The organism is Peribacillus sp. YIM B13481 (assembly GCF_042787985.1).
In the GTDB taxonomy this organism is placed as follows: Bacteria; Bacillota; Bacilli; order Bacillales; family DSM-1321; genus Peribacillus; species Peribacillus simplex_A.
This window is the reverse complement of record NZ_JBHZPE010000029.1, coordinates 1-19445: the sequence shown is the minus strand read 5'-3', so window position 1 is coordinate 19445 and position 19445 is coordinate 1. Positions and strand designations below refer to the sequence as shown.

The following is a 19445-nucleotide window of genomic DNA, read 5'->3' as shown; positions in this document are numbered from 1 at the left end:
AATTTCAAAAGTCATAGTCAAGGACTATTATTATCGAATTACCTCGGCAGGGAATTAAGCTCGAATGGAGCACCTACTGTCTACGGTACAAATGATATTCATTTATTCACAACAAAACTTATTATAACAATAATAGTTTTGGAATGTCAATTATTTATTGAAAGTAGAAGGATCAACTTTCACACCAGGGCCCATTGTAGTTGTTACAGAAACGTTTTTCATGTAAGTTCCTTTAGCAGCCGCAGGTTTAACTTTCATTAATGTATCATAGATAGTAGTGAAGTTTTCCACTAGTTTAGCATCCTCGAAAGATACTTTACCGATTGGAGCATGGATGTTTCCAGCTTTATCTACGCGGTATTCAACTTTACCAGCCTTGATTTCATTAACAGCTTTTGTTACGTCGAATGTTACTGTGCCAGTTTTAGGGTTAGGCATTAAACCTTTAGGTCCTAATACGCGGCCAAGTTTACCAACTTCACCCATCATGTCTGGAGTCGCAACGATTACATCGAATTCGAACCATCCTTGTTGGATTTTGTTGATGAAGTCAGATTCACCAACGTAGTCAGCACCAGCAGCTTCCGCTTCTTTTGCTTTTTCGCCTTTAGCGAATACTAATACGCGTTGAGTTTTACCAGTACCATTCGGTAGAACAACCGCTCCACGAATTTGTTGGTCAGCTTTCTTAGGGTCTACGCCTAAACGGAAAGCCACTTCAACAGTCGCATCGAATTTTGCGAAGTTTGCTTTTTTAGCAACTTCGATTGCTTCAGTTACAGCATAAGCCTTAGAAACTTCTACAAGCTTAGCTGCTTCAAGATACTTTTTACCTTTTTTCGCCATGATATAAATCCTCCTAAATTGTGGTTTTAACGGAATAACCTCCCACGAATAAAGGTTGCGAGTATCAATCGCAACCCCGTAGAAACAAATAGCAATTACATGGATCAGTCTTCGATGACAATACCCATGCTGCGAGCAGTACCTTCAACCATACGCATTGCAGCTTCAACGCTTGCAGCGTTTAGGTCAGGCATTTTAGTTTCAGCAATCTCGCGCACTTGATCACGCTTGACTGTAGCAACTTTATTACGGTTAGGTTCACCAGAACCAGACTCGATACCAGCTACTTTCTTAAGCAATACTGCAGCCGGTGGAGTTTTTGTAATGAATGTAAATGAACGGTCTTCAAATACCGTGATTTCAACAGGAATAATTAGACCAGCTTGATCTGCTGTACGAGCGTTGAACTCCTTACAGAATCCCATGATGTTTACACCAGCTTGACCTAATGCAGGACCGACTGGCGGTGCCGGATTCGCTTTACCAGCAGGAATTTGCAATTTAACCATTTTAATTACTTTTTTAGCCACGAGACACACCTCCTTATAAGTCCGTGATGTGGTAATAGGGGTATACCCTCCCACTCATCTTGAATTCTTTATATATTAATAAAGAATGCTTGTATCGTTGAGGCCTAAAAATTGAAACATACTGACCTTTGAAATTTTACCACTTTCAAAAGGTAATTTCAAGTTTTTTTCCGTTTATAATTTTTCCACTTGATTAAAATCAAGTTCAACCGGTGTATCACGGCCGAACATATTGACTAGGACCCTTACTTTACCTTTATCTTTATCAAGTTCTTCAATCGGCCCTGCAAAGGTTGCAAAAGGTCCTTCTTTAACTTGAACGGTTTCGCCGATTTCAAAATCAACTTCGAATTTACTTTCATCTACGCCCATTCGTTTAAGAACGACTTCAATTTCTTCCGGTAGCAACGCAGTCGGTTTTGACCCAGCTCCAGATGAACCTACGAAACCTGTTACACCAGGTGTATTCCGGACTACATACCAAGAATCATCCGTCATGATGATCTCAACTAATACATAACCTGGAAATACTTTCTTTTTGGTCACTTTCTTTTTGCCATCTTTCATTTCCGTTTCTTCTTCTTCTGGAACTACAACGCGAAAGATCTTATCTTCCATCCCCATAGTTTCCACACGTTTTTCCAAGTTAGCCTTAACTTTGTTCTCGTAACCTGAATAGGTGTGAACTACATACCAATTCTTTTCCATGTGTTAGGACTTTAAAGTCCTTCCCTCCCTGCAATCAATCATTTTCTTTATTAATCTTTATCTTTGAACGTTTTAGCCAAAAAGCCAATTCCGGCGTCATCCCGGCTTAACTAGAATATATTGTGATGATTCATATTACAGCAGTGCTCGATTTGGAACTTCTTCACTTCATAAAAAAGACAAATTAAAAAACCCGTTTCCGGGCTTTTCTGCTGACACATATTATTCTATCACTATTATACCTTATTTTCGAATCTCTTATTCAATAACTAGGCGAATTAATTCGGAAATGCCCAAATCGACCACTGTAAAGAAAAAAGCCATAAACAATACAGTCGTTACTACCACGATTGTATATTTGGTAAGCTCCTTGCGTTTCGGCCAGCTTACTTTTTGCATTTCGCGAGCGACACCGCTGAAAAATTCGGTAAAACGTTTCATGAATGTACCTCCAAGCATTAGAAGCTTCTGTCAATCTATTTATAAAACGGTTATTTCGTTTCTTTATGAATCGAGTGTGAGTTGCACGTACTGCAAAATTTCTTGATTTCCAGGCGTTCGCCGCTTGTCGATTGTTTGCTCTCATAACTATAATTTCTTGAACCGCAATCAATGCAGGCAAGAACTATTTTTTTTCGCATTAGATACACCTATCCTATCTACTATATCCATAAAACCTTATCACGGCTGTCTTTTATTGTCAATATCAAAGCAGGTTTAGCCCATTATGGATACCGGAAATCAAAATATCGGTTTCTAACATAGTGAATAATAAACTACCATGTGGAGAAGGGACAGATGAAATTAAGCGGAAAAAGCGGAGGGATTATAAACTGATTTCCCTTACTTCCAGATAGCGCTCGAGCTTTCTTTTCACCCGCTGAAGGGCGTTGTCGATTGACTTAACATGCCGGTTCAACTCTTCCGAAATTTCTTGGTAGGTTTGTCCATCCAGGTAAAGAGCTAACACTTTTCTCTCAAGATCACTCAGGAGCTCAGCCATCTTTAATTCGATATCGTCAAACTCTTCTTGGTTGATGATCAGTTCTTCCGGGTCCAAAACTTTCGTACCCGATATAATATCCATTAGAGTTCGGTCCGATTCCTCATCATAAATGGGTTTGTCCAGGGAAACATAGGAATTGAGCGGAATATGTTTTTGACGTGTTGCTGTTTTGATAGCTGTAATGATCTGCCTCGTAATGCACAGTTCTGCAAATGCTTTAAAGGAAGATAACTTATCCCCTTTAAAATCACGGACGGCTTTATATAAACCAATCATACCTTCTTGCACGATGTCTTCCTTATCTGCACCAATTAAGAAATAAGTCCTTGCCTTTGCTCTAACAAAATTACGATACTTTTGGATCAAATAATCCAGCGCTTCACTGTCTCCAGTGTGTACCAACCTTATCAATTCATCATCCTCAAACTGCAGATACTTTTCGTTCAGTTTCATTCCGAATTTGAGACCCACATTATATCCCCCTGACCTGACTCAGATAGAAATATTATACAGCAGGTAAAATTTACCCGTCAATGGTTCAAATTTTACCCCGGCGCCATTTTTCGAAAATTTCTGCCACTTCTTCACTTAAAGGAATTTTAGCTGCAGGTTTTATCGTCGTTGTTTTTCTTACATCTTTCTTGATTTCCCCTTGAATTTCTTCCATTTCAATAAGCAATTCACGAGCAGATTTCCTTAGAGCCCCTTGACCAAAGATCACCCACTGTTCCGTGAAGTCAGAGGTTGCCACTTGAATTTGCGTTTTGACGTTATTCAGTTCAATGGCCATCTTTTCTATTCTTTCATCGGCAGTCTCATTTTCTTTTGTAAAAATTACGTCAACTTTGTGATTTTTGAATATACGGGCAATTCCCTGAACGTATTGAGCATCAAATACGATAATTACACGGTATCCGGTAAATGCTTGATATTCCGCCATCATTTCAATCAACCGGTCTCTTGCAGCAGCAAGATCCCTTTCTTTTAATTCTCTCAGTTCCGGCCAGGCTCCAATAATGTTATAACCGTCCACCAACAGAATATTCATCCCATCATTGCCCTAGGGGATTTCTTTTTCTATAAACCTCATACATCAATAAACCGGCTGCTACCGATGCATTTAACGATGTTACTTGTCCTGCCATAGGGAGACGGATGAGAAAATCACATTTATCCTTCATTAACCGGGCCATACCTTTTCCTTCACTACCGATAACAAGTCCGATAGGCATCTTTCCGTCCATGTTACGGTAATCATCGCTTCCTTTCGCATCGGTACCTACTATCCATACTCCACGCTCTTTCAACTCTTCGACTGCCCTTGCCAAATTTGTAACGCGAGCTACCGGAATATATTCGATTGCACCCGTCGAGGCTTTGGCCACAGTTGCCGTCAAGCCCACCGCTCTTCTTTTCGGAATGATGATTCCATGGGCCCCGACTGCATCAGCGGTCCTCATGATTGAACCTAAATTATGCGGATCTTCAACTTCATCAAGAATCATGAAAAAAGGTGCTTCATCCCGTTCAGCCGCTTTTGCGAATAAGTCATCCAATTCCACATATTCATATGCAGCAACTTGTGCGACAACACCTTGATGGATGCCTTCTGCCATTTGGTCAATTTTTTTCTTCGGTACGATTTGCACGAATACCTTCTTTTCCTTAGCCAGACCGATGAGTGGAAGCATCGAGCCTTTTTGTGAGCCCTCAGCTATCCAAATTTTATTAATGTCCCGTTCGGAGCGAAGAGCTTCCAATACGGGGTTTCTGCCAATGATATATTCTTCGCTCATGGGTTACTCCCCTTTTCTTCTTCAATGTATTCAATAGATTTTTTGATAAGTTCTTCCATTCTTTCTATCCGACCGGATAAATACAAAAATCCCATTAGTGCCTCAAAGGCTGTACTGTAACGATACGTTTGCACATCTGTATTCTTCGGTACAGTACCGGATTTTGCATTTCGGCCGCGCCGAACGACGGCGGATTCCTCTTCCGATAACCAATCTGACTCCAGGAAAAAATGGATAATTTTATTTTGAGCCTTAGCCGCTACAAAAGATGTAGCTTTTTTGTGAAGAAGATTGGGCTTGACCGCTCCTTTTTGAATGAGATGATGCCGGATATACGTTTCGTATACGGCATCACCTATATAAGCTAAAGCAAGACTGTTCAGCATTTTAGCATCTACCTTACTATCGTAATGAAGCATTAATTACCCTCTTTTCCATCTTGTACCTTGAGGGGTATCCTCTAATATGATGTTCATGTTTTTCAATCGATCACGAATTTCATCAGATAACCCAAAATTGCGGTCTTTCCGCGCTTGAATCCTCTGCTGGATCAAACCTTCAATTTCTTCATCCAAAAGCCCCTCTTCTTCAAGGGACAAACCTAGGACAGAAAATAAGATATTGAATTTTTCAAGGAACGCATCAATGACTTCCTTGTCTGTATTTTTCTCCATCAAGTAATAATTTGCCTGTTTGGAAAGTTCAAAGAGTATGGAAATTGCATTAGCAGTGTTAAAATCATCGTCCATTTCCTTAGTGAATTGTTCATGTAATTCATTAAGTTTCTCCAACCAAACATCATTATTCTCAGTCAATCCGTCGCTTACTTGAAGACGATGCTTTAAGTTTTGATAAGATGTCCGTAACCGATCAAGAGACGCTTTTACATTTTCAAGCACTTCTTCACTATAATTGATGGGATGACGGTAATGAACGGATAACATGAAGAAGCGTAACACTTGTGGGTCATGCTTCTGAATGATGTCATGAACAAGAACGAAATTGCCTAAGGACTTAGACATTTTTTCATTCTCAATATTTATATACCCGTTATGCATCCAATAATTCGCAAAGGTCTTGCCTGTTAATGCTTCGGATTGTGCAATTTCATTTTCATGATGCGGGAAAGCTAGATCTTGACCTCCTGCATGAATATCGATTGTATCCCCCAAATACTTTTTGACCATTGCGGAGCACTCGATATGCCAGCCAGGACGCCCTCTCCCCCATGGGCTCTCCCAAGATATTTCATCATCCTTGGCCGCTTTCCAAAGGGCAAAATCAAGGGCATCTTGTTTTTTCTCCCCAATTTCAATACGGGCCCCCACTCGCAGCTCATCGATGGACTGATGTGAAAGTTTTCCATACCCATCAAACTTACGAGTGCGGTAATACACATCCCCTTCAGATTCATAAGCGAATCCTTTCTCAATTAATGCCGAGATGAATTCAATGATTGCATCCATGTTCTCCATTACGGTTGGGTGAGCATCCGCTTTTTTGCAGCCCAATGCCGAAACGTCTTCAAAATAAGCCTTGATGAATCGCTCTGATATGGTTGGGACATCTTCCCCCAATTCTTTTGCCGCACGAATCAGCTTATCATCCACATCCGTAAAGTTCGAAACGAATTGCACATCATATCCACGGTAATCCAAATACCTACGAACGGTATCAAAAACGATTGCCGGTCTTGCATTCCCAATATGAATGTAATTGTAGACAGTGGGTCCACATACGTACATTTTCACCTTTCCCTCTTCAATTGGGACGAAGGTTTCCTTTTTTCTTGTAGCTGTGTTATATATTTTAATCGCCATATTATAGACTCCTTTCTTCCTGCTTCTGTTCAGCCAGCTTCGCTCTTAAGGACCTGATCTCGCTATCCAATTCCTTAAAGCGATCATTGATTGGATCAGGAAGATCACAATGATTTAGGTCTTTGTTGATTTTGATACCATCTTGAATGACCACTTTACCTGGAATGCCCACAACTGTTGAATTAGGTGGCACTTCCTTTAAAACGACTGATCCGGCACCGATTTTGGAGTTTTCACCAACAGTAATGGAACCCAGCACTTTTGCTCCTGTTGCAATCAACACATTATCCTTTATCGTAGGATGACGTTTTCCCTTTTCCTTTCCCGTCCCCCCTAGGGTTACACCTTGAAAGACAGACACATTGTCACCAATTTCACAAGTTTCGCCAATGACGATCCCCATTCCGTGGTCAATGAAGAAACGACGGCCAATGGTGGCCCCTGGATGGATTTCAATTCCGGTAAAAAACCGACTGATTTGAGATATACTTCTCGCCAGGAAAAAGAACTTCTTCTTAAATAGTGCGTGAGCCATCCTATGGCTCCAAATAGCATGTAAACCCGCATACGTCAAAATGACTTCGAAATAACTGCGTGCAGCAGGATCTTGATCAAAAACCACTTCGATATCCTCTTTAAACATCTTTAACAAAATGATTCCCCCCTATGTCCCTTTTCCAACATCCCCTTTGAAGCTTTTAAAGCATATAAAAAAGCGTCTCTGTCCAAATAGACAGAGACGCTTTTAGCGCGGTTCCACTCTGTTTGGGATGTACGAAGCAGGTAAAGCTTTCCCCTGTTTTTTTCATCCCCAACTTTAATCCCTGTAACGGAGGACATTCCGCCTGTGCCTACTATAGGTTAGTTCAGCAAAGGACTCAAGGGTGCATTTCAGAAAACGAGAGGCTTGAACCACTTTCAGCAGGTTATGGTTCTCTCTAAAAAGCTTCGTTTGCTTACTTCTCCCCATCTACGCGTTCTTTTGTAAGATTATTAAATACTATATTACATTTTCGACAAATTGTTAATATAAAATACTCTGAATTCGCTGTTTAATTTTTTCTTTGCCCAGTAATGAAATCGCCTTAGGCAAGTCAGGGCCATGTGTTTGACCCGTGACGGCAGCCCTTATCGGCATGAATAATTTTTTCCCTTTATGCCCTGTGCTTTTTTGTACCGCTTTTATCGACTTCTTGATTTCGTCCGCTTTAAATTCTTCAAGCCCCTCGATTTCCTGAAGGAAAGCTTTCATGACTTCAGGTACCTGTTCTTCAGCCAACACTTCCTTAGCTTCTGGCTCGAACTCGACCTCATCCTTGAAAAACAGTTCAGATAGCTCAACTATTTCCGCTCCATAGCTCATCTGCTCTTGAAAAAGGGAAACTAGGCCGTGTACCCACTCCGCTTCTTCAGCAGTTAGTGTCTCCGAAACCTTCCCTGCTTTAATTAAGTGAGGCATTGACAACTCCACTGCACGATCGCTGTCCAATTGCTTCACGTATTGGTTATTCATCCATGTAAGCTTTTGCTTATCGAAAAGTGCAGGTGATTTAGACAATCGATCTGCATCGAAAAGATTAATGAACTCTTCTTTCGTGAAAATCTCTTCCTCCCCGACCGGAGACCATCCTAGTAACGTAATGAAATTGAATAAAGCTTCAGGTACATAACCAAGCTCTTCATATTGCTCAATGAATTGAATGATCGACTCATCACGTTTACTCAGTTTCTTCCTGCTTTCGTTTACAATCAGCGTCATATGTCCGAATACCGGCGGTTCCCATCCAAATGCTTCATAAATCATCAATTGTTTTGGAGTATTGGAGATATGGTCATCACCACGCAGGACATGGGAAATCTTCATCAAGTGATCATCGACTGCCACTGCAAAGTTATAGGTTGGGATTCCATCTTTTTTAACGATAACAAAATCACCAAAACCATCTGTTTCAAACGAAACGTCATCCTTAACCATATCTTTGAAAGTAAGGACTTTCCCCGCTGGAACGGCAAAGCGAATGCTTGGTTTTCTTCCTTCAGCCACCAGTTTCGCTTGCTCTTCTTCAGTTAAATGCTTGCACTTCCCTGAATATTTTGGCGTTTCGTTCCGTTCGACCTGTCCTTCTCGCTCTGCTTCAAGCTCTTCTTCCGTACAATAGCATTTATAAGCCAAACCCTTACCTAAAAGTTCTTGATATAATTCCTGATAAAGGTCGTTCCGTTCGGATTGACGATATGGACCGTATTCACCGCCAACATCAACACCTTCATCCCAGTCCATTCCAAGCCATTTCAAATATTTAAGCTGACTTTCCTCGCCGCCTTCAATATTCCTCTTTTGGTCGGTATCTTCAATGCGGATGATGAACTTCCCGCCTTTATTTCGTGCGTATAAATAATTAAATAAAGCCGTCCGTGCATTACCTATATGTAAATGTCCAGTAGGACTCGGTGCATAGCGAACTCGAATATCGCTGCTCATGATATATATAGACCTCCCAGTCGTTCTTTTCTATTGTTTATTTTATCATTTATATACATTGGGATAAAGGCATCCACTCTAAAAATGAATTTAGTTAGATTTAACTAATAAGACAACAGCCTGTGCCGCGATTCCTTCGCTTCTGCCTGTAAACCCAAGTTTCTCAGTAGTGGTCGCCTTTACATTAATTCTATCTATCGAGGCATCTAAAAGTTCTGCAATCCTGCCTCGCATCGCTTCAATATATGGTGCCATTTTCGGGCTTTGTGCAATGATTGTACAATCCGCATTGCCTAGGGTATATCCTTCTTTTTTTACAATCGCCCAAATATACTGCAGCAGTTTTGCCGAATCGGCATCTTTAAATTCAGGATCCGTATCCGGAAAATGCTTTCCGATATCACCTGCACCAATTGCCCCCAAGCAAGCATCAGCAACAGTATGCAGAAGGACATCCGCATCAGAATGACCTAGCAAACCTTTCTCATGCGGAATAGTAATTCCTCCAATAATCAAAGGTCTTCCCTCAACAAGCTGATGAACGTCATATCCTTGTCCAATTCGAAACATATCATTCTCCCCAATCATCATTTTCCATGTTTTTTATGTAAAATCGCTTCTGCAAAATACAGGTCTTCCTGAGTCGTAATTTTAATATTATCATAATTGCCCTCAATAATAACTACCTGTTCATTGATCCGTTCTAGCAAACTTGCATCGTCCGTCCCTAAAAATGCTTCAGCCTCTGCCTCTTCATACGCCCTTTTTAATATGGATACACGAAAAGCCTGTGGAGTTTGTACCGCCCACAAGCTTGATCGTTCCACCGTTTCCAATACCTTTTTGTTTGCCGCTTTTTTAATCGTATCCTTAACTGGCACTGCAATAACGGCACCTCCATGAAGGGAAGCGGCGGTAGTCAATTCACTGATTTGCCCTAGATCGATAAAAGGGCGAGCTCCGTCATGGACCAGGATGATTTCTTCTCCTGCATGTTGCAGACCATTATAAACGCTTTGTTGGCGCTCCTTGCCGCCCATGACGAGTTTCTTGACCTTTTTAAGCCCATACTTTGATATCAATTGACTGAAATAATCCTTTTCTGCCGGGTTTATCGAAAGGATAATCCCCCGACAGTCAGGATCTTCTTCGAAGACACGTAGTGTATAAACAATAATCGGGATACCCGATAGTTCAATAAAAAGTTTATTCTTGCCCGCCTTCATTCTTTTTCCTTGTCCAGCTGCAGGTATCACTACTTCATAAAACATGACGGTTTCTCCTACTCTTCTTTATAATGCTTTTTCTAATAGTTTCGGTTTAGCGAATATCATACGACCTGCAGAGGTTTGCAGTACACTTGTGACAAGTACATCGATGCGTTTTCCAATATGGTCACGGCCACCCTCGACAACGATCATTGTACCATCGTCTAAATAAGCGATGCCCTGGTTCTGCTCTTTCCCGTCCTTAATGACCTGTACATTCATCTCTTCCCCAGGAAGTACAACAGGTTTAACGGCATTGGCCAGGTCATTGATATTAAGGACCGCCACATTTTGAAACTCACATACTTTATTTAAATTGAAATCATTGGTAACGACCATTCCGCCCGATATTTTGGCAAGCTTCACCAGTTTACTGTCCACTTCCTGAATATCTTCAAAATCTCCCTCGTACATCTCCACCTTAATCGGAAGGTCTTTTTGAATCCGATTAAGGATATCCAAACCACGTCTTCCACGATTCCTTTTCAAGGCATCAGATGAATCAGCAATGTGCTGTAGTTCGTTTAATACGAATTGAGGGATGACTATGGTCCCCTCTAGAAATCCTGTCTGACAGATATCCGCAATTCTGCCGTCAATGATGACGCTTGTATCGAGAATCTTCAGCCGCTTGCTATAACCCTCTTCATCCTCTTCGCCTGCTTCACCCTCGGAATTCTTTTTCTTATTATTTTTCGTGAATAGATTCAATAGTTCATCCCGTTTTTTAAAGCCCACCTGGAAACCAAGATAACCAAATAAAAGCGTAAGGATGATCGGAACCACCTTGATGGCACTGAAGGCGGAGCCAACCAGGAACGCCGCAAGCAGCCCCACTAAAAGACCGACGCTGCCAAAGATTATGTCCGTAATTGGTATCTTAACAAGCTGTTCCTCCAGCCACTTCATAAAATAGATCACATGATCTACTGCCCAAAAAGTAATAAGATAAAAGATAATGGCACCCAACAGTACACTTACATAAGGATTGTTTATTAAAGCAATATCATCTGCATGTAAAACAATTAATAATTCTGGAATAAGTAACATTCCAAGTGTTCCGCCGACTATTAAGAAGCATGCTTGTATAATGCGTTTTAACATCCCTTTCACCTCCCTCTATTCATTATTGACCAATAAAATAAAATGAAACCTTCGAAAATTCGTTTTCATTATATACGTGAAATTCACCTAAGGAATTAGTGGATTTACAAATATGACTCCTTCTCTATTTCGTAATATTAGCCTAGCACCCTGAGTTTTGAGTGTCAAAAATAAACACTATTCATTTCAAGCTAATTCAGGAAAATTTTGATGGCAAGCTGCACATTACATCCTTCTATTTGTAACCAGTTGATTTTTTAAAATACGGAGCCCCTCTTTAATTTTATTGGCACGGACTTCGCCAATACCCTCTACATCGTCAAGGTTTTCAACCGTTGCTTTATTGACTTCGCTAAAGCTTCCGAACTGTTTCACTAAATTTTCGATGATCAAACCCGGCAAGCGTGGGATTTTATGAAGAATACGGTAACCACGGGGGTGTACTGACTCATCAAGATGTATGTATCCGTGATAGCCCAGCACCTTTAGAAGTATGCTTTCGTCCAGTTTTTCCTGCATCGCCAACTCTTGAAGCCGAGAAATGATTTCCTCAGGTTTTTCATCATTGCTGGAGGTATAATCCTTGATAAGCCACTTCCCTTCCGTTTCAATATCCGCCAGGATCTCATTCATCTGCAGACGGATCAATCTTCCTTCCGTGCCAAGCTCATTAAGATACGTTAATAGCTCCGCCTTGATTCTGAGTACCATTACATAACGGTGAAATACCTGCAAAAGGTCGGCATAGGTCACGATTTCCTCAAACTCCAGTGCTCCTAATACCGATATGCTCTGCTGTAGAACCACCTTGTATTTTTCCAAGGTTTGAATAGCTAAATTAGCCTTGGCGAGTATGACTCCTATATCTTTGAGGGCATACCGGAAATTGCCTTGATATAAAGTTATGACATTCCGACGTTGTGAGATTGCAATGACCAACGATTTGGTCTCCCTTGCTACACGTTCCGCTGTCCGATGCCGCATTCCCGTTTCTGTGGAAGGTGTACTATTATCGGGAACTAATTGGGCATTTGCGAAAATGATCGTATCGGCCTTTTCATTTAAAATGATGGCCCCGTCCATCTTCGCCAGCTCATACAATGTACTTGGGGTACAGTTACAGTTAATTTCGAAGCCTCCATCTACAATCGTTCGAACCTTCTCGTTATATCCGACCACTATCAAACCACCCGTATTTGCCCTCAGGACATTTTCAATACCCTCCCGAAGCGGGGTACCCGGAGCTACAATTTGCAGAATCTCCAGTTTTGTTTTCTCATACCCTTTTTTATCTGTCATACTTAACCCCCTAACACTTGTTGAAGAGCCTCTGAAACCGATGAAACACCAACGATCTTAATACCTTTTGGCGCAGTCCATCCCCCTATATTATTCGCCGGTATTATAACCCGCTCAAACCCTAGTTTTGCTGCTTCCTGCACCCTTTGCTCAATTCGTGACACCCTTCTTACCTCCCCTGTCAGCCCCACTTCACCAATGATGCAATCGGCAGGGTTTGTTGGTTTATCACGGAAGCTCGAGGCAATGCTGATTGCGACAGCGAGATCAATTGCCGGTTCATCCAGCTTGACACCACCAGCAACCTTTAAATACGCATCTTGATTTTGGAGCAACAGGCCCACCCTCTTTTCCAGAACAGCCATTAAGAGCGAAACCCGATTGTGGTCAATCCCTGTGGCCATCCGCCTTGGATTGCCAAAACTCGTAGGTGAAATCAATGCTTGAATTTCGACAAGCACTGGCCTTGTTCCTTCCATGGATGCAACGACTGTAGAACCAGACGCTCCTTGCGACCGTTCTTCAAGGAAAATTTCCGATGGATTCGCAACCTCTTCCAAGCCATGTTCTTTCATTTCAAAAATACCCATCTCATTCGTCGAACCAAAGCGGTTCTTGACCGCACGTATAATTCGATATGTATGGTGTCTTTCTCCCTCGAAATATAAAACGGTGTCTACCATATGCTCAAGCAGCCGAGGCCCTGCAATGGCACCTTCCTTTGTAACATGCCCGACGATAAAGATCGCAATCCCATTCGTTTTAGCAATACGCATGAGTGAGGCTGTGCACTCCCTCACTTGTGAAACGCTTCCCGGAGCAGATGTAACCTCCGAATGGTACACCGTTTGAATGGAGTCAATAATGACCAAATCCGGTTTCACCTCTGTAATCGCCTGTTGGATATAGTCCATATCGGTTTCAGCATAAACCAGTAGATTTTCTGACATGGTCCCAAGCCGATCCGCTCTCAACTTGGTCTGCTTGACTGATTCTTCGCCTGATATATAAAGCACTTTTTTCTGTTTATGCGCCAATTGGGAAGATACCTGCAAAAGTAGGGTCGATTTACCGATACCCGGATCCCCCCCAATCAAAACAAGGGATCCCTGTACGATCCCGCCCCCAAGAGCACGATTCAATTCCATTAAATCCGTCTTAATCCGGGGTTCTTTTTCTGATTGAATAGTAGTTATGGGTGCTGCCTTCTCCCGCTCTCCGGAACCTCTGACCTCTGAATTGGTAAATGCACCTTTTCTAGCAGGTTTAACGATTTCAGTTTCCTCGACCATTTTGTTCCATTCACCGCATCCTGGGCATTTCCCCATCCATTTCGCTGACTCATATCCACAAGACTGACACATAAATTTGGTTTTCTTTTTTACAGCCATAAATTACTCCTCTTCCTTTGAAAAAAATACCTATATTAAGGATATTATACCTCTGTTTTATTTAAACCTTCTTAAGGCTAAGTTTTTTTAAAAAAATAACCACTCTAACTCTACCTTGTCCGACTTATACTCATTTCTACCTACGGATAAAAAACAGAGGTACACTGCAAAAAAATCTGCGTGTACCTCGAAGTTTAGAATCAGGTTATTCACTTATATTGACAGGCTCGCCTTGTCGGATTGCAAACTCATTATTCACAACATCCATCACGACCGTTTGCCCTTTTTTCACATTACCTTTAAGCAACTCTTCGGAGAGATAATCTTCTACATGCTTCTGAAGTGCCCTGCGGATTGGTCGTGCCCCATATTCAGGATCAAAACCTTCCGTAGCAATTTTTTCTCTAGCCGCATCTGTCAGCTCCAAGTAAATTTCCTGTTCTTTCAAACGGGTAGTAAGTTGATTCGACATCAATGTAACGATTTGTTTCAAATGGTCCTTCTCTAATGAGTGGAAAACGATAGTTTCGTCAATACGATTCAGGAATTCCGGACGGAATGCACGTTTGAGTTCTTCCATCACTTTCCCTTTCATATTCTTGTAGTCCTGGCCAGTATCCTGGATGTTAAAGCCGACATACTTATCAGTTTTTAAGGCAGACGCCCCTACATTCGATGTCATAATCAGAATGGTATTCCTGAAATCTACAGTACGCCCCTTGGAATCCGTCAGTCTTCCGTCTTCCAATACTTGCAGAAGAATATTGAAGACATCGGGATGTGCCTTTTCTATTTCATCAAGCAGAACGACGGAATATGGTTTCCTCCGCACCTTTTCCGTTAACTGCCCGCCTTCTTCATATCCAACATATCCTGGAGGTGATCCAACAAGACGTGAAGTTGAATGTTTCTCCATATATTCGGACATATCAATGCGGATCATTGCATCTTCATCACCAAAAATGGATTCAGCTAAAGCTCGGGCTAGCTCGGTTTTACCCACCCCTGTAGGTCCCAGAAAGATGAATGAACCAATTGGACGTTTAGGATCTTTCAAACCTGCTCTTGCACGCCGTACTGCTTTAGAAACCGCAATGACGGCCTCTTCCTGCCCGATTACGCGATCGTGGAGGATTGATTCCATATTAAGCAGTTTATCTGACTCTGTTTGCGCCAGTTTTGTGACTGGAACTCCAGTCCAGCTGGATACGACGTGTGCAATGTCATCCACAGTCACTTCACTGTTCTCTTGCCCTTGTTTTTCTTTCCAAGTCTTTTTCGTTTCTTCCAATTGTTCTCTTAAGCGTTGTTCTGTATCGCGAAGCGATGCAGCTTTTTCAAATTCCTGGCTTTGAACGGAAGCATCCTTTTCCTTACGGACATCATCTAGCTTCACTTCAAGTTCCTTTAAGTTTGGAGGCGTAGTGTATGAGCGCAACCGAACCTTGGATCCAGCTTCATCAATCAAGTCAATCGCTTTATCCGGTAAAAAGCGATCGGAAATATAACGGTCGGATAATTTGACTGCGGCATCAATCGCTTCATCCGTAATCGATACACGGTGATGGGCTTCATAACGGTCACGCAAACCCTTTAGAATTTGAATGGACTCTTGCATAGTTGGTTCATCGACCTGGATTGGCTGGAAACGACGTTCAAGCGCAGCATCTTTTTCAATATACTTTCGGTACTCATCCAAAGTAGTAGCACCGATACATTGTAATTCACCACGGGCCAATGATGGTTTAAGGATATTCGAAGCATCGATGGCACCTTCTGCACCGCCTGCACCAATCAATGTGTGCAATTCATCGATGAATAAGATGATATTACCCGCTTGACGAATTTCATCCATTACTTTCTTCAATCGGTCCTCAAATTCACCACGGTATTTTGTACCAGCCACAACAGTACCCATATCAAGTGTCATTACGCGTTTATCACGTAAAATTTCAGGTACCTCATTATTGATGATCTGTTGGGCAAGACCTTCAGCAATGGCTGTTTTACCTACCCCAGGTTCACCGATCAATACTGGGTTATTTTTTGTACGGCGGCTTAAAACTTCAATGACACGCTGTATTTCCTTACTTCTTCCGATAACGGGATCCAAGCTTCCTTCCCGGGCAATGGCGGTTAAATCACGGGCAAGGCCATCCAAAGTCGGTGTGCTTGCATTTGAGGCAGCTGAACCTTGATGACCACCTGATTCATTGCTTCCCAAAAGTTGTAATACCTGCTGTCGAGCTTTATTTAAGCTAACTCCCAGATTATTCAACACGCGGGCAGCTACACCTTCCCCTTCTCGTATCAAACCTAGAAGTACATGTTCTGTTCCAACATATGAGTGACCTAATTTTCTTGCCTCATCCATGGAAAGCTCAATGACTTTCTTGGCTCTTGGGGTATAATGTATCGTTTGAGCCGTATCCTGTCCACGGCCAATTAAATTTTCCACTTCTTTCTGTATCTTATCCGGACCCAATCCAAGTGCATATAACGCTTTGGCTGCAATGCCATCACCTTCTCGGACAAGGCCCAGTAAAATATGTTCCGTGCCAATATTATTATGACCTAAACGGATTGCCTCTTCTTGGGCTAATGCTAATACTTTCTGGGCTCTTTCAGTAAAACGACCAAACATCATAGGGAATTCCTCCTTAAGAATTTTCGTTTTGAATAAAATTGCTGACAATTCTCTAAGTAATGGCAGAAGCTTCTTCTTGCCCCAAATCTATTACATGAATATTGGTACTCACTCAGAGGTTAATGACCTCTATGAGGAGGTAGATTCCGTTAAATTCAAGCGTTCTCGTATGAGTGCTGCTCTGCGGATATCCCTTTCATGGGATCTTAAAGGGCCACCTGCGTACTTTTGTAAAAATCCCGACTGTGTCAAAATCATCAACTCATTAAGAATGCTTTTAGAAATATTTTTTATATACCCAAGATCTATACCTAGCCTAACATCTGAGATACAGGTAGCTGCTTCCTTGGTCTCAATGATTCGGGCATTGGACAATATCCCATATGAACGGAAAACCCTATCTTCTAATTGTATGTGGGAAGTCCTAACTAATGCATCCCTCGCTGAGCGTTCCTGAGCTATGATTTGCTGCACTACACTCGTTAGATCTTCAACGATATCCCTCTCCGACTTTCCAAGAGTGATTTGATTAGAGATTTGAAAGATATTCCCCAACGCTTGACTGCCCTCTCCATAAATCCCTCGAACCACCAACCCCAATTGATTGATAGCCGGTATGATATTATTTATCTGCTGTGTAAGGACCAGACCGGGCAGATGCATCATGACTGAGGCCCTTAATCCTGTCCCCACATTAGTTGGACAACTAGTTAGGTATCCTCTTTCTTCATCATATGCATAGTCTATGGATTCTTCAATCCAATCGTCAAGAACATTTGCAATCTTTAAGGTTTCCTTTAGCTGCAACCCCGACATTAAACACTGAATACGGAGATGATCCTCTTCGTTTATCATGATACTTATTTCTTCATTTTCCGAAAGAAGACATGCGCTTTTCGCTGAACCTTCAACTAAATGAGGACTGATTAAATGTTTTTCAACGAGAACGCGCTTTTCCAGTGGCTGTAATTGGTCAATCTCTAAAAGTTCCAGTTTTCCAATTTCCGGAGTTACTTCCTGTTCAATTCTTTTTTTGACCAATTCAATAATTTTTTTAGCTTCTTCGTTAGAAAAGGAGGTTGGGAAGGTAAAGTCTTTGAAATTCCTGGCTAACCGAATCCTGGAACTCAATACAATATCCATCTCCGGCCCTTCGGCACTCATCCAGGAACTCAAGGCGTTTTCTACAAACTTTTCCAAGCTCATAGTTCCTCGCCTCCCTCTTGTGCTTCATACCTTTTTTCAAGGGAACGGACCTTATCTCTTACCTCAGCCGCTTTCTCAAACTCCTCTTCATTAATGTGCTTCTTTAAAACTTCTTTCAAGTCCAGAATTTGCTTTCGAAGATATATGGTGCCACCAATCCTTTTTGGAATTTTCCCTATATGTGCTGTATTGCCGCTATGAACCCTCTTTAAAATAGGGTTTAACTGATCATTGAATGTTTTATAACATTCGGCACAGCCAAACTTACCAATATGGACAAATTCTTTATAAGATCGATGACAATGCGGGCAACGCGCCTCTTCCGTTTTCGGAAATGCATTTGCCTTTGTCTGTTGAATATTCGACTCCATATTCAACAATCCTGCTAATAAATTATTTATTGAAAAAACAGGTCCACCTGCATCCATGAACATCTCACCTTTTTCCTGAGCACATTTCTCACAAATCATTACTTCAGTCTTTTTTCCATTGATGATTTTGGTGAAGTGTAGGGTAGCAGGCCTCTGATGACATTCTTGGCAAATCAACGTTCATCACCTCTGCCAGTTTCATTTATATTTTAAAGTCGTAAGCATCGCAGTTAAAATTCTTGACCTAAGCTCATCGCGGTCAGGTAGGTCGATATAAATCACAGATCTATCTATGACGCTCATCATAATCTTTGCTTCTCTTTCATTGATGACTTCCTCATTCATCAGCCGGGAAATTACTCCTTCAGCCATTGATTGGGTTACCCTAGAACCAATAAGCGATAATAATTGGTTAATAAGTTGCACGGAATCCTGCGATTCCACTTTCATGATGCGTATATAACCACCGCCTCCACGCTTACTCTCTACAACATAACCTCTCTCGATTGTAAACCTGGTATTGATTACGTAATTGATTTGAGAAGGAACACACTGAAATTTATCTGCTATTTCACTTCTTTTAATCTCTAAGATATCTTTTTGACTTATTTCCAGTACTTGCTTCAAATAAGTTTCGATAACATCAGATATGTTTCTCACTCAGCCTCCTCCAATCTGACTTTGACTATATTTGACTATTATTATACAAGGAAAAATGCATTTTGCAACTTAAACGCACTTTCTTTCTGTAATATCCATTTTCTCCAAATTATATGTAGTTACATACCTCATTGAACATTAAAGTTAAAATATCTTACATAAATACCCTAAAAGATAAATGCAAAACCTGCAATTTTTTCTTACCTTTAAGACTTCTTCACTAATCAGAATATCAAAAAAGACCAGCCGAATGGCTGATCTTTTAAATGGCTTGGCGGCGTCCTACTCTCACAGGGGGAAACCCCCAACTA

The 19445-nt window shown here is 41.4% G+C and carries 21 protein-coding genes and 2 other annotated features (1 of these 23 running past the window's edge); all 21 genes read right to left on the bottom strand.

Translation table 11 applies throughout. The features are described 5' to 3' along the window. Positions 1 to 104 (bottom strand) — a sequence feature (ribosomal protein L10 leader region); it reaches 47 nt to the left of the window's first position. Between the two features lie 46 nt (positions 105 to 150). Beyond that, a complete protein-coding gene (rplA, locus tag ACFX4X_RS16255) occupies positions 151 to 846 on the bottom strand; it encodes a 50S ribosomal protein L1 (RefSeq protein WP_061440375.1) in 696 nt (231 codons plus the stop codon). 104 nt (positions 847 to 950) lie between these two features. Then, the gene (gene rplK / locus ACFX4X_RS16250) at positions 951 to 1376 is read right to left on the bottom strand and encodes a 50S ribosomal protein L11 (RefSeq protein WP_034305057.1); all 426 of its coding nucleotides are present in this window, start codon (positions 1374 to 1376) and stop codon (positions 951 to 953) included. Positions 1377 to 1550: 174 nt separating this feature from the next. Then, positions 1551 to 2084 (bottom strand): transcription termination/antitermination protein NusG, encoded by a 534-nt coding sequence (nusG, locus tag ACFX4X_RS16245; RefSeq protein WP_061440374.1) that lies wholly within the window; start codon positions 2082 to 2084, stop codon positions 1551 to 1553. A 258-nt stretch (positions 2085 to 2342) separates the two neighbouring features. Beyond that, on the bottom strand, positions 2343 to 2525 hold the full coding sequence (gene secE, locus ACFX4X_RS16240; RefSeq protein ID WP_061440373.1) for a preprotein translocase subunit SecE: 183 nt from the start codon (positions 2523 to 2525) through the stop codon (positions 2343 to 2345). 50 nt (positions 2526 to 2575) lie between these two features. Then, entirely contained in the window at positions 2576 to 2725 is a 150-nt protein-coding gene (gene rpmG, locus ACFX4X_RS16235) for a 50S ribosomal protein L33 (RefSeq protein ID WP_081108654.1), read from the bottom strand. Positions 2726 to 2910: 185 nt separating this feature from the next. Further along, positions 2911 to 3543 carry an RNA polymerase sporulation sigma factor SigH gene (sigH, locus tag ACFX4X_RS16230; RefSeq protein WP_089364078.1) on the bottom strand — a complete coding sequence of 211 codons (633 nt, stop codon included), beginning with the start codon at positions 3541 to 3543 and terminating at the stop codon, positions 2911 to 2913. Positions 3544 to 3628: 85 nt separating this feature from the next. Further along, positions 3629 to 4138 carry an NYN domain-containing protein gene (locus ACFX4X_RS16225; protein WP_061440371.1) on the bottom strand — a complete coding sequence of 170 codons (510 nt, stop codon included), beginning with the start codon at positions 4136 to 4138 and terminating at the stop codon, positions 3629 to 3631. Positions 4139 to 4142: 4 nt separating this feature from the next. Then, positions 4143 to 4886 carry a 23S rRNA (guanosine(2251)-2'-O)-methyltransferase RlmB gene (gene rlmB / locus ACFX4X_RS16220; RefSeq protein ID WP_061440370.1) on the bottom strand — a complete coding sequence of 248 codons (744 nt, stop codon included), beginning with the start codon at positions 4884 to 4886 and terminating at the stop codon, positions 4143 to 4145. Beyond that, positions 4883 to 5305 (bottom strand): Mini-ribonuclease 3, encoded by a 423-nt coding sequence (locus tag ACFX4X_RS16215; RefSeq protein WP_034305071.1) that lies wholly within the window; start codon positions 5303 to 5305, stop codon positions 4883 to 4885. Before ACFX4X_RS16215 ends, rlmB begins: the two co-directional genes overlap by 4 nt. A gap of 3 nt (positions 5306 to 5308) precedes the next feature. Beyond that, a complete protein-coding gene (gene cysS, locus ACFX4X_RS16210) occupies positions 5309 to 6706 on the bottom strand; it encodes a cysteine--tRNA ligase (RefSeq protein ID WP_061440369.1) in 1398 nt (465 codons plus the stop codon). Position 6707: 1 nt separating this feature from the next. After that, entirely contained in the window at positions 6708 to 7358 is a 651-nt protein-coding gene (gene cysE / locus ACFX4X_RS16205; RefSeq protein ID WP_061440368.1) for a serine O-acetyltransferase, read from the bottom strand. Between the two features lie 80 nt (positions 7359 to 7438). Beyond that, positions 7439 to 7688, bottom strand: a binding site (T-box leader). Between the two features lie 42 nt (positions 7689 to 7730). Further along, the gene (gene gltX / locus ACFX4X_RS16200; RefSeq protein WP_061440366.1) at positions 7731 to 9188 is read right to left on the bottom strand and encodes a glutamate--tRNA ligase; all 1458 of its coding nucleotides are present in this window, start codon (positions 9186 to 9188) and stop codon (positions 7731 to 7733) included. 90 nt (positions 9189 to 9278) lie between these two features. Then, positions 9279 to 9758 carry a 2-C-methyl-D-erythritol 2,4-cyclodiphosphate synthase gene (gene ispF / locus ACFX4X_RS16195; RefSeq protein WP_061440365.1) on the bottom strand — a complete coding sequence of 160 codons (480 nt, stop codon included), beginning with the start codon at positions 9756 to 9758 and terminating at the stop codon, positions 9279 to 9281. Positions 9759 to 9775: 17 nt separating this feature from the next. Next, complete coding sequence (gene ispD, locus ACFX4X_RS16190; protein WP_089364066.1) at positions 9776 to 10459, bottom strand: 2-C-methyl-D-erythritol 4-phosphate cytidylyltransferase; 684 nt, start codon at positions 10457 to 10459, stop codon at positions 9776 to 9778. Positions 10460 to 10480: 21 nt separating this feature from the next. After that, positions 10481 to 11560 (bottom strand): PIN/TRAM domain-containing protein, encoded by a 1080-nt coding sequence (locus ACFX4X_RS16185; protein WP_061440363.1) that lies wholly within the window; start codon positions 11558 to 11560, stop codon positions 10481 to 10483. Between the two features lie 225 nt (positions 11561 to 11785). After that, positions 11786 to 12859, bottom strand: a complete 1074-nt coding sequence (disA, locus tag ACFX4X_RS16180) for a DNA integrity scanning diadenylate cyclase DisA (protein ID WP_061440362.1) — start codon at positions 12857 to 12859, stop codon at positions 11786 to 11788. A gap of 2 nt (positions 12860 to 12861) precedes the next feature. Then, positions 12862 to 14250 (bottom strand): DNA repair protein RadA, encoded by a 1389-nt coding sequence (radA, locus tag ACFX4X_RS16175; protein ID WP_089364065.1) that lies wholly within the window; start codon positions 14248 to 14250, stop codon positions 12862 to 12864. A 205-nt stretch (positions 14251 to 14455) separates the two neighbouring features. Next, entirely contained in the window at positions 14456 to 16897 is a 2442-nt protein-coding gene (clpC, locus tag ACFX4X_RS16170; protein WP_061440358.1) for an ATP-dependent protease ATP-binding subunit ClpC, read from the bottom strand. A gap of 129 nt (positions 16898 to 17026) precedes the next feature. Beyond that, a complete protein-coding gene (gene mcsB, locus ACFX4X_RS16165; RefSeq protein WP_061440357.1) occupies positions 17027 to 18103 on the bottom strand; it encodes a protein-arginine kinase McsB in 1077 nt (358 codons plus the stop codon). Then, positions 18100 to 18651 carry a protein-arginine kinase activator protein McsA gene (gene mcsA, locus ACFX4X_RS16160; protein ID WP_377384783.1) on the bottom strand — a complete coding sequence of 184 codons (552 nt, stop codon included), beginning with the start codon at positions 18649 to 18651 and terminating at the stop codon, positions 18100 to 18102. The genes mcsB and mcsA overlap by 4 nt, the downstream gene beginning before the upstream one ends. Positions 18652 to 18672: 21 nt before the next feature. Continuing rightward, complete coding sequence (locus ACFX4X_RS16155; protein ID WP_061440355.1) at positions 18673 to 19134, bottom strand: CtsR family transcriptional regulator; 462 nt, start codon at positions 19132 to 19134, stop codon at positions 18673 to 18675. Between the last annotated feature and the right edge of the window lie 311 nt (positions 19135 to 19445).

What these genes read in the sequence shown, in the direction of transcription:
- rplA (WP_061440375.1), bottom strand. Translation starts at nt 846, where the DNA reads ATGGCGAAAAAAGGTAAAAAGTATCTTGAAGCAGCTAAGCTTGTAGAA.
- nusG (WP_061440374.1), bottom strand. Translation starts at nt 2,084, where the DNA reads ATGGAAAAGAATTGGTATGTAGTTCACACCTATTCAGGTTACGAGAAC.
- secE (WP_061440373.1), bottom strand. Translation starts at nt 2,525, where the DNA reads ATGAAACGTTTTACCGAATTTTTCAGCGGTGTCGCTCGCGAAATGCAA.
- rpmG (WP_081108654.1), bottom strand. Translation starts at nt 2,725, where the DNA reads ATGCGAAAAAAAATAGTTCTTGCCTGCATTGATTGCGGTTCAAGAAAT.
- sigH (WP_089364078.1), bottom strand. Translation starts at nt 3,543, where the DNA reads ATGAAACTGAACGAAAAGTATCTGCAGTTTGAGGATGATGAATTGATA.
- ACFX4X_RS16225 (WP_061440371.1), bottom strand. Translation starts at nt 4,138, where the DNA reads ATGAATATTCTGTTGGTGGACGGTTATAACATTATTGGAGCCTGGCCG.
- rlmB (WP_061440370.1), bottom strand. Translation starts at nt 4,886, where the DNA reads ATGAGCGAAGAATATATCATTGGCAGAAACCCCGTATTGGAAGCTCTT.
- ACFX4X_RS16215 (WP_034305071.1), bottom strand. Translation starts at nt 5,305, where the DNA reads ATGCTTCATTACGATAGTAAGGTAGATGCTAAAATGCTGAACAGTCTT.
- cysS (WP_061440369.1), bottom strand. Translation starts at nt 6,706, where the DNA reads ATGGCGATTAAAATATATAACACAGCTACAAGAAAAAAGGAAACCTTC.
- gltX (WP_061440366.1), bottom strand. Translation starts at nt 9,188, where the DNA reads ATGAGCAGCGATATTCGAGTTCGCTATGCACCGAGTCCTACTGGACAT.
- ispF (WP_061440365.1), bottom strand. Translation starts at nt 9,758, where the DNA reads ATGTTTCGAATTGGACAAGGATATGACGTTCATCAGCTTGTTGAGGGA.
- ispD (WP_089364066.1), bottom strand. Translation starts at nt 10,459, where the DNA reads ATGTTTTATGAAGTAGTGATACCTGCAGCTGGACAAGGAAAAAGAATG.
- ACFX4X_RS16185 (WP_061440363.1), bottom strand. Translation starts at nt 11,560, where the DNA reads ATGTTAAAACGCATTATACAAGCATGCTTCTTAATAGTCGGCGGAACA.
- disA (WP_061440362.1), bottom strand. Translation starts at nt 12,859, where the DNA reads ATGACAGATAAAAAAGGGTATGAGAAAACAAAACTGGAGATTCTGCAA.
- radA (WP_089364065.1), bottom strand. Translation starts at nt 14,250, where the DNA reads ATGGCTGTAAAAAAGAAAACCAAATTTATGTGTCAGTCTTGTGGATAT.
- clpC (WP_061440358.1), bottom strand. Translation starts at nt 16,897, where the DNA reads ATGATGTTTGGTCGTTTTACTGAAAGAGCCCAGAAAGTATTAGCATTA.
- mcsB (WP_061440357.1), bottom strand. Translation starts at nt 18,103, where the DNA reads ATGAGCTTGGAAAAGTTTGTAGAAAACGCCTTGAGTTCCTGGATGAGT.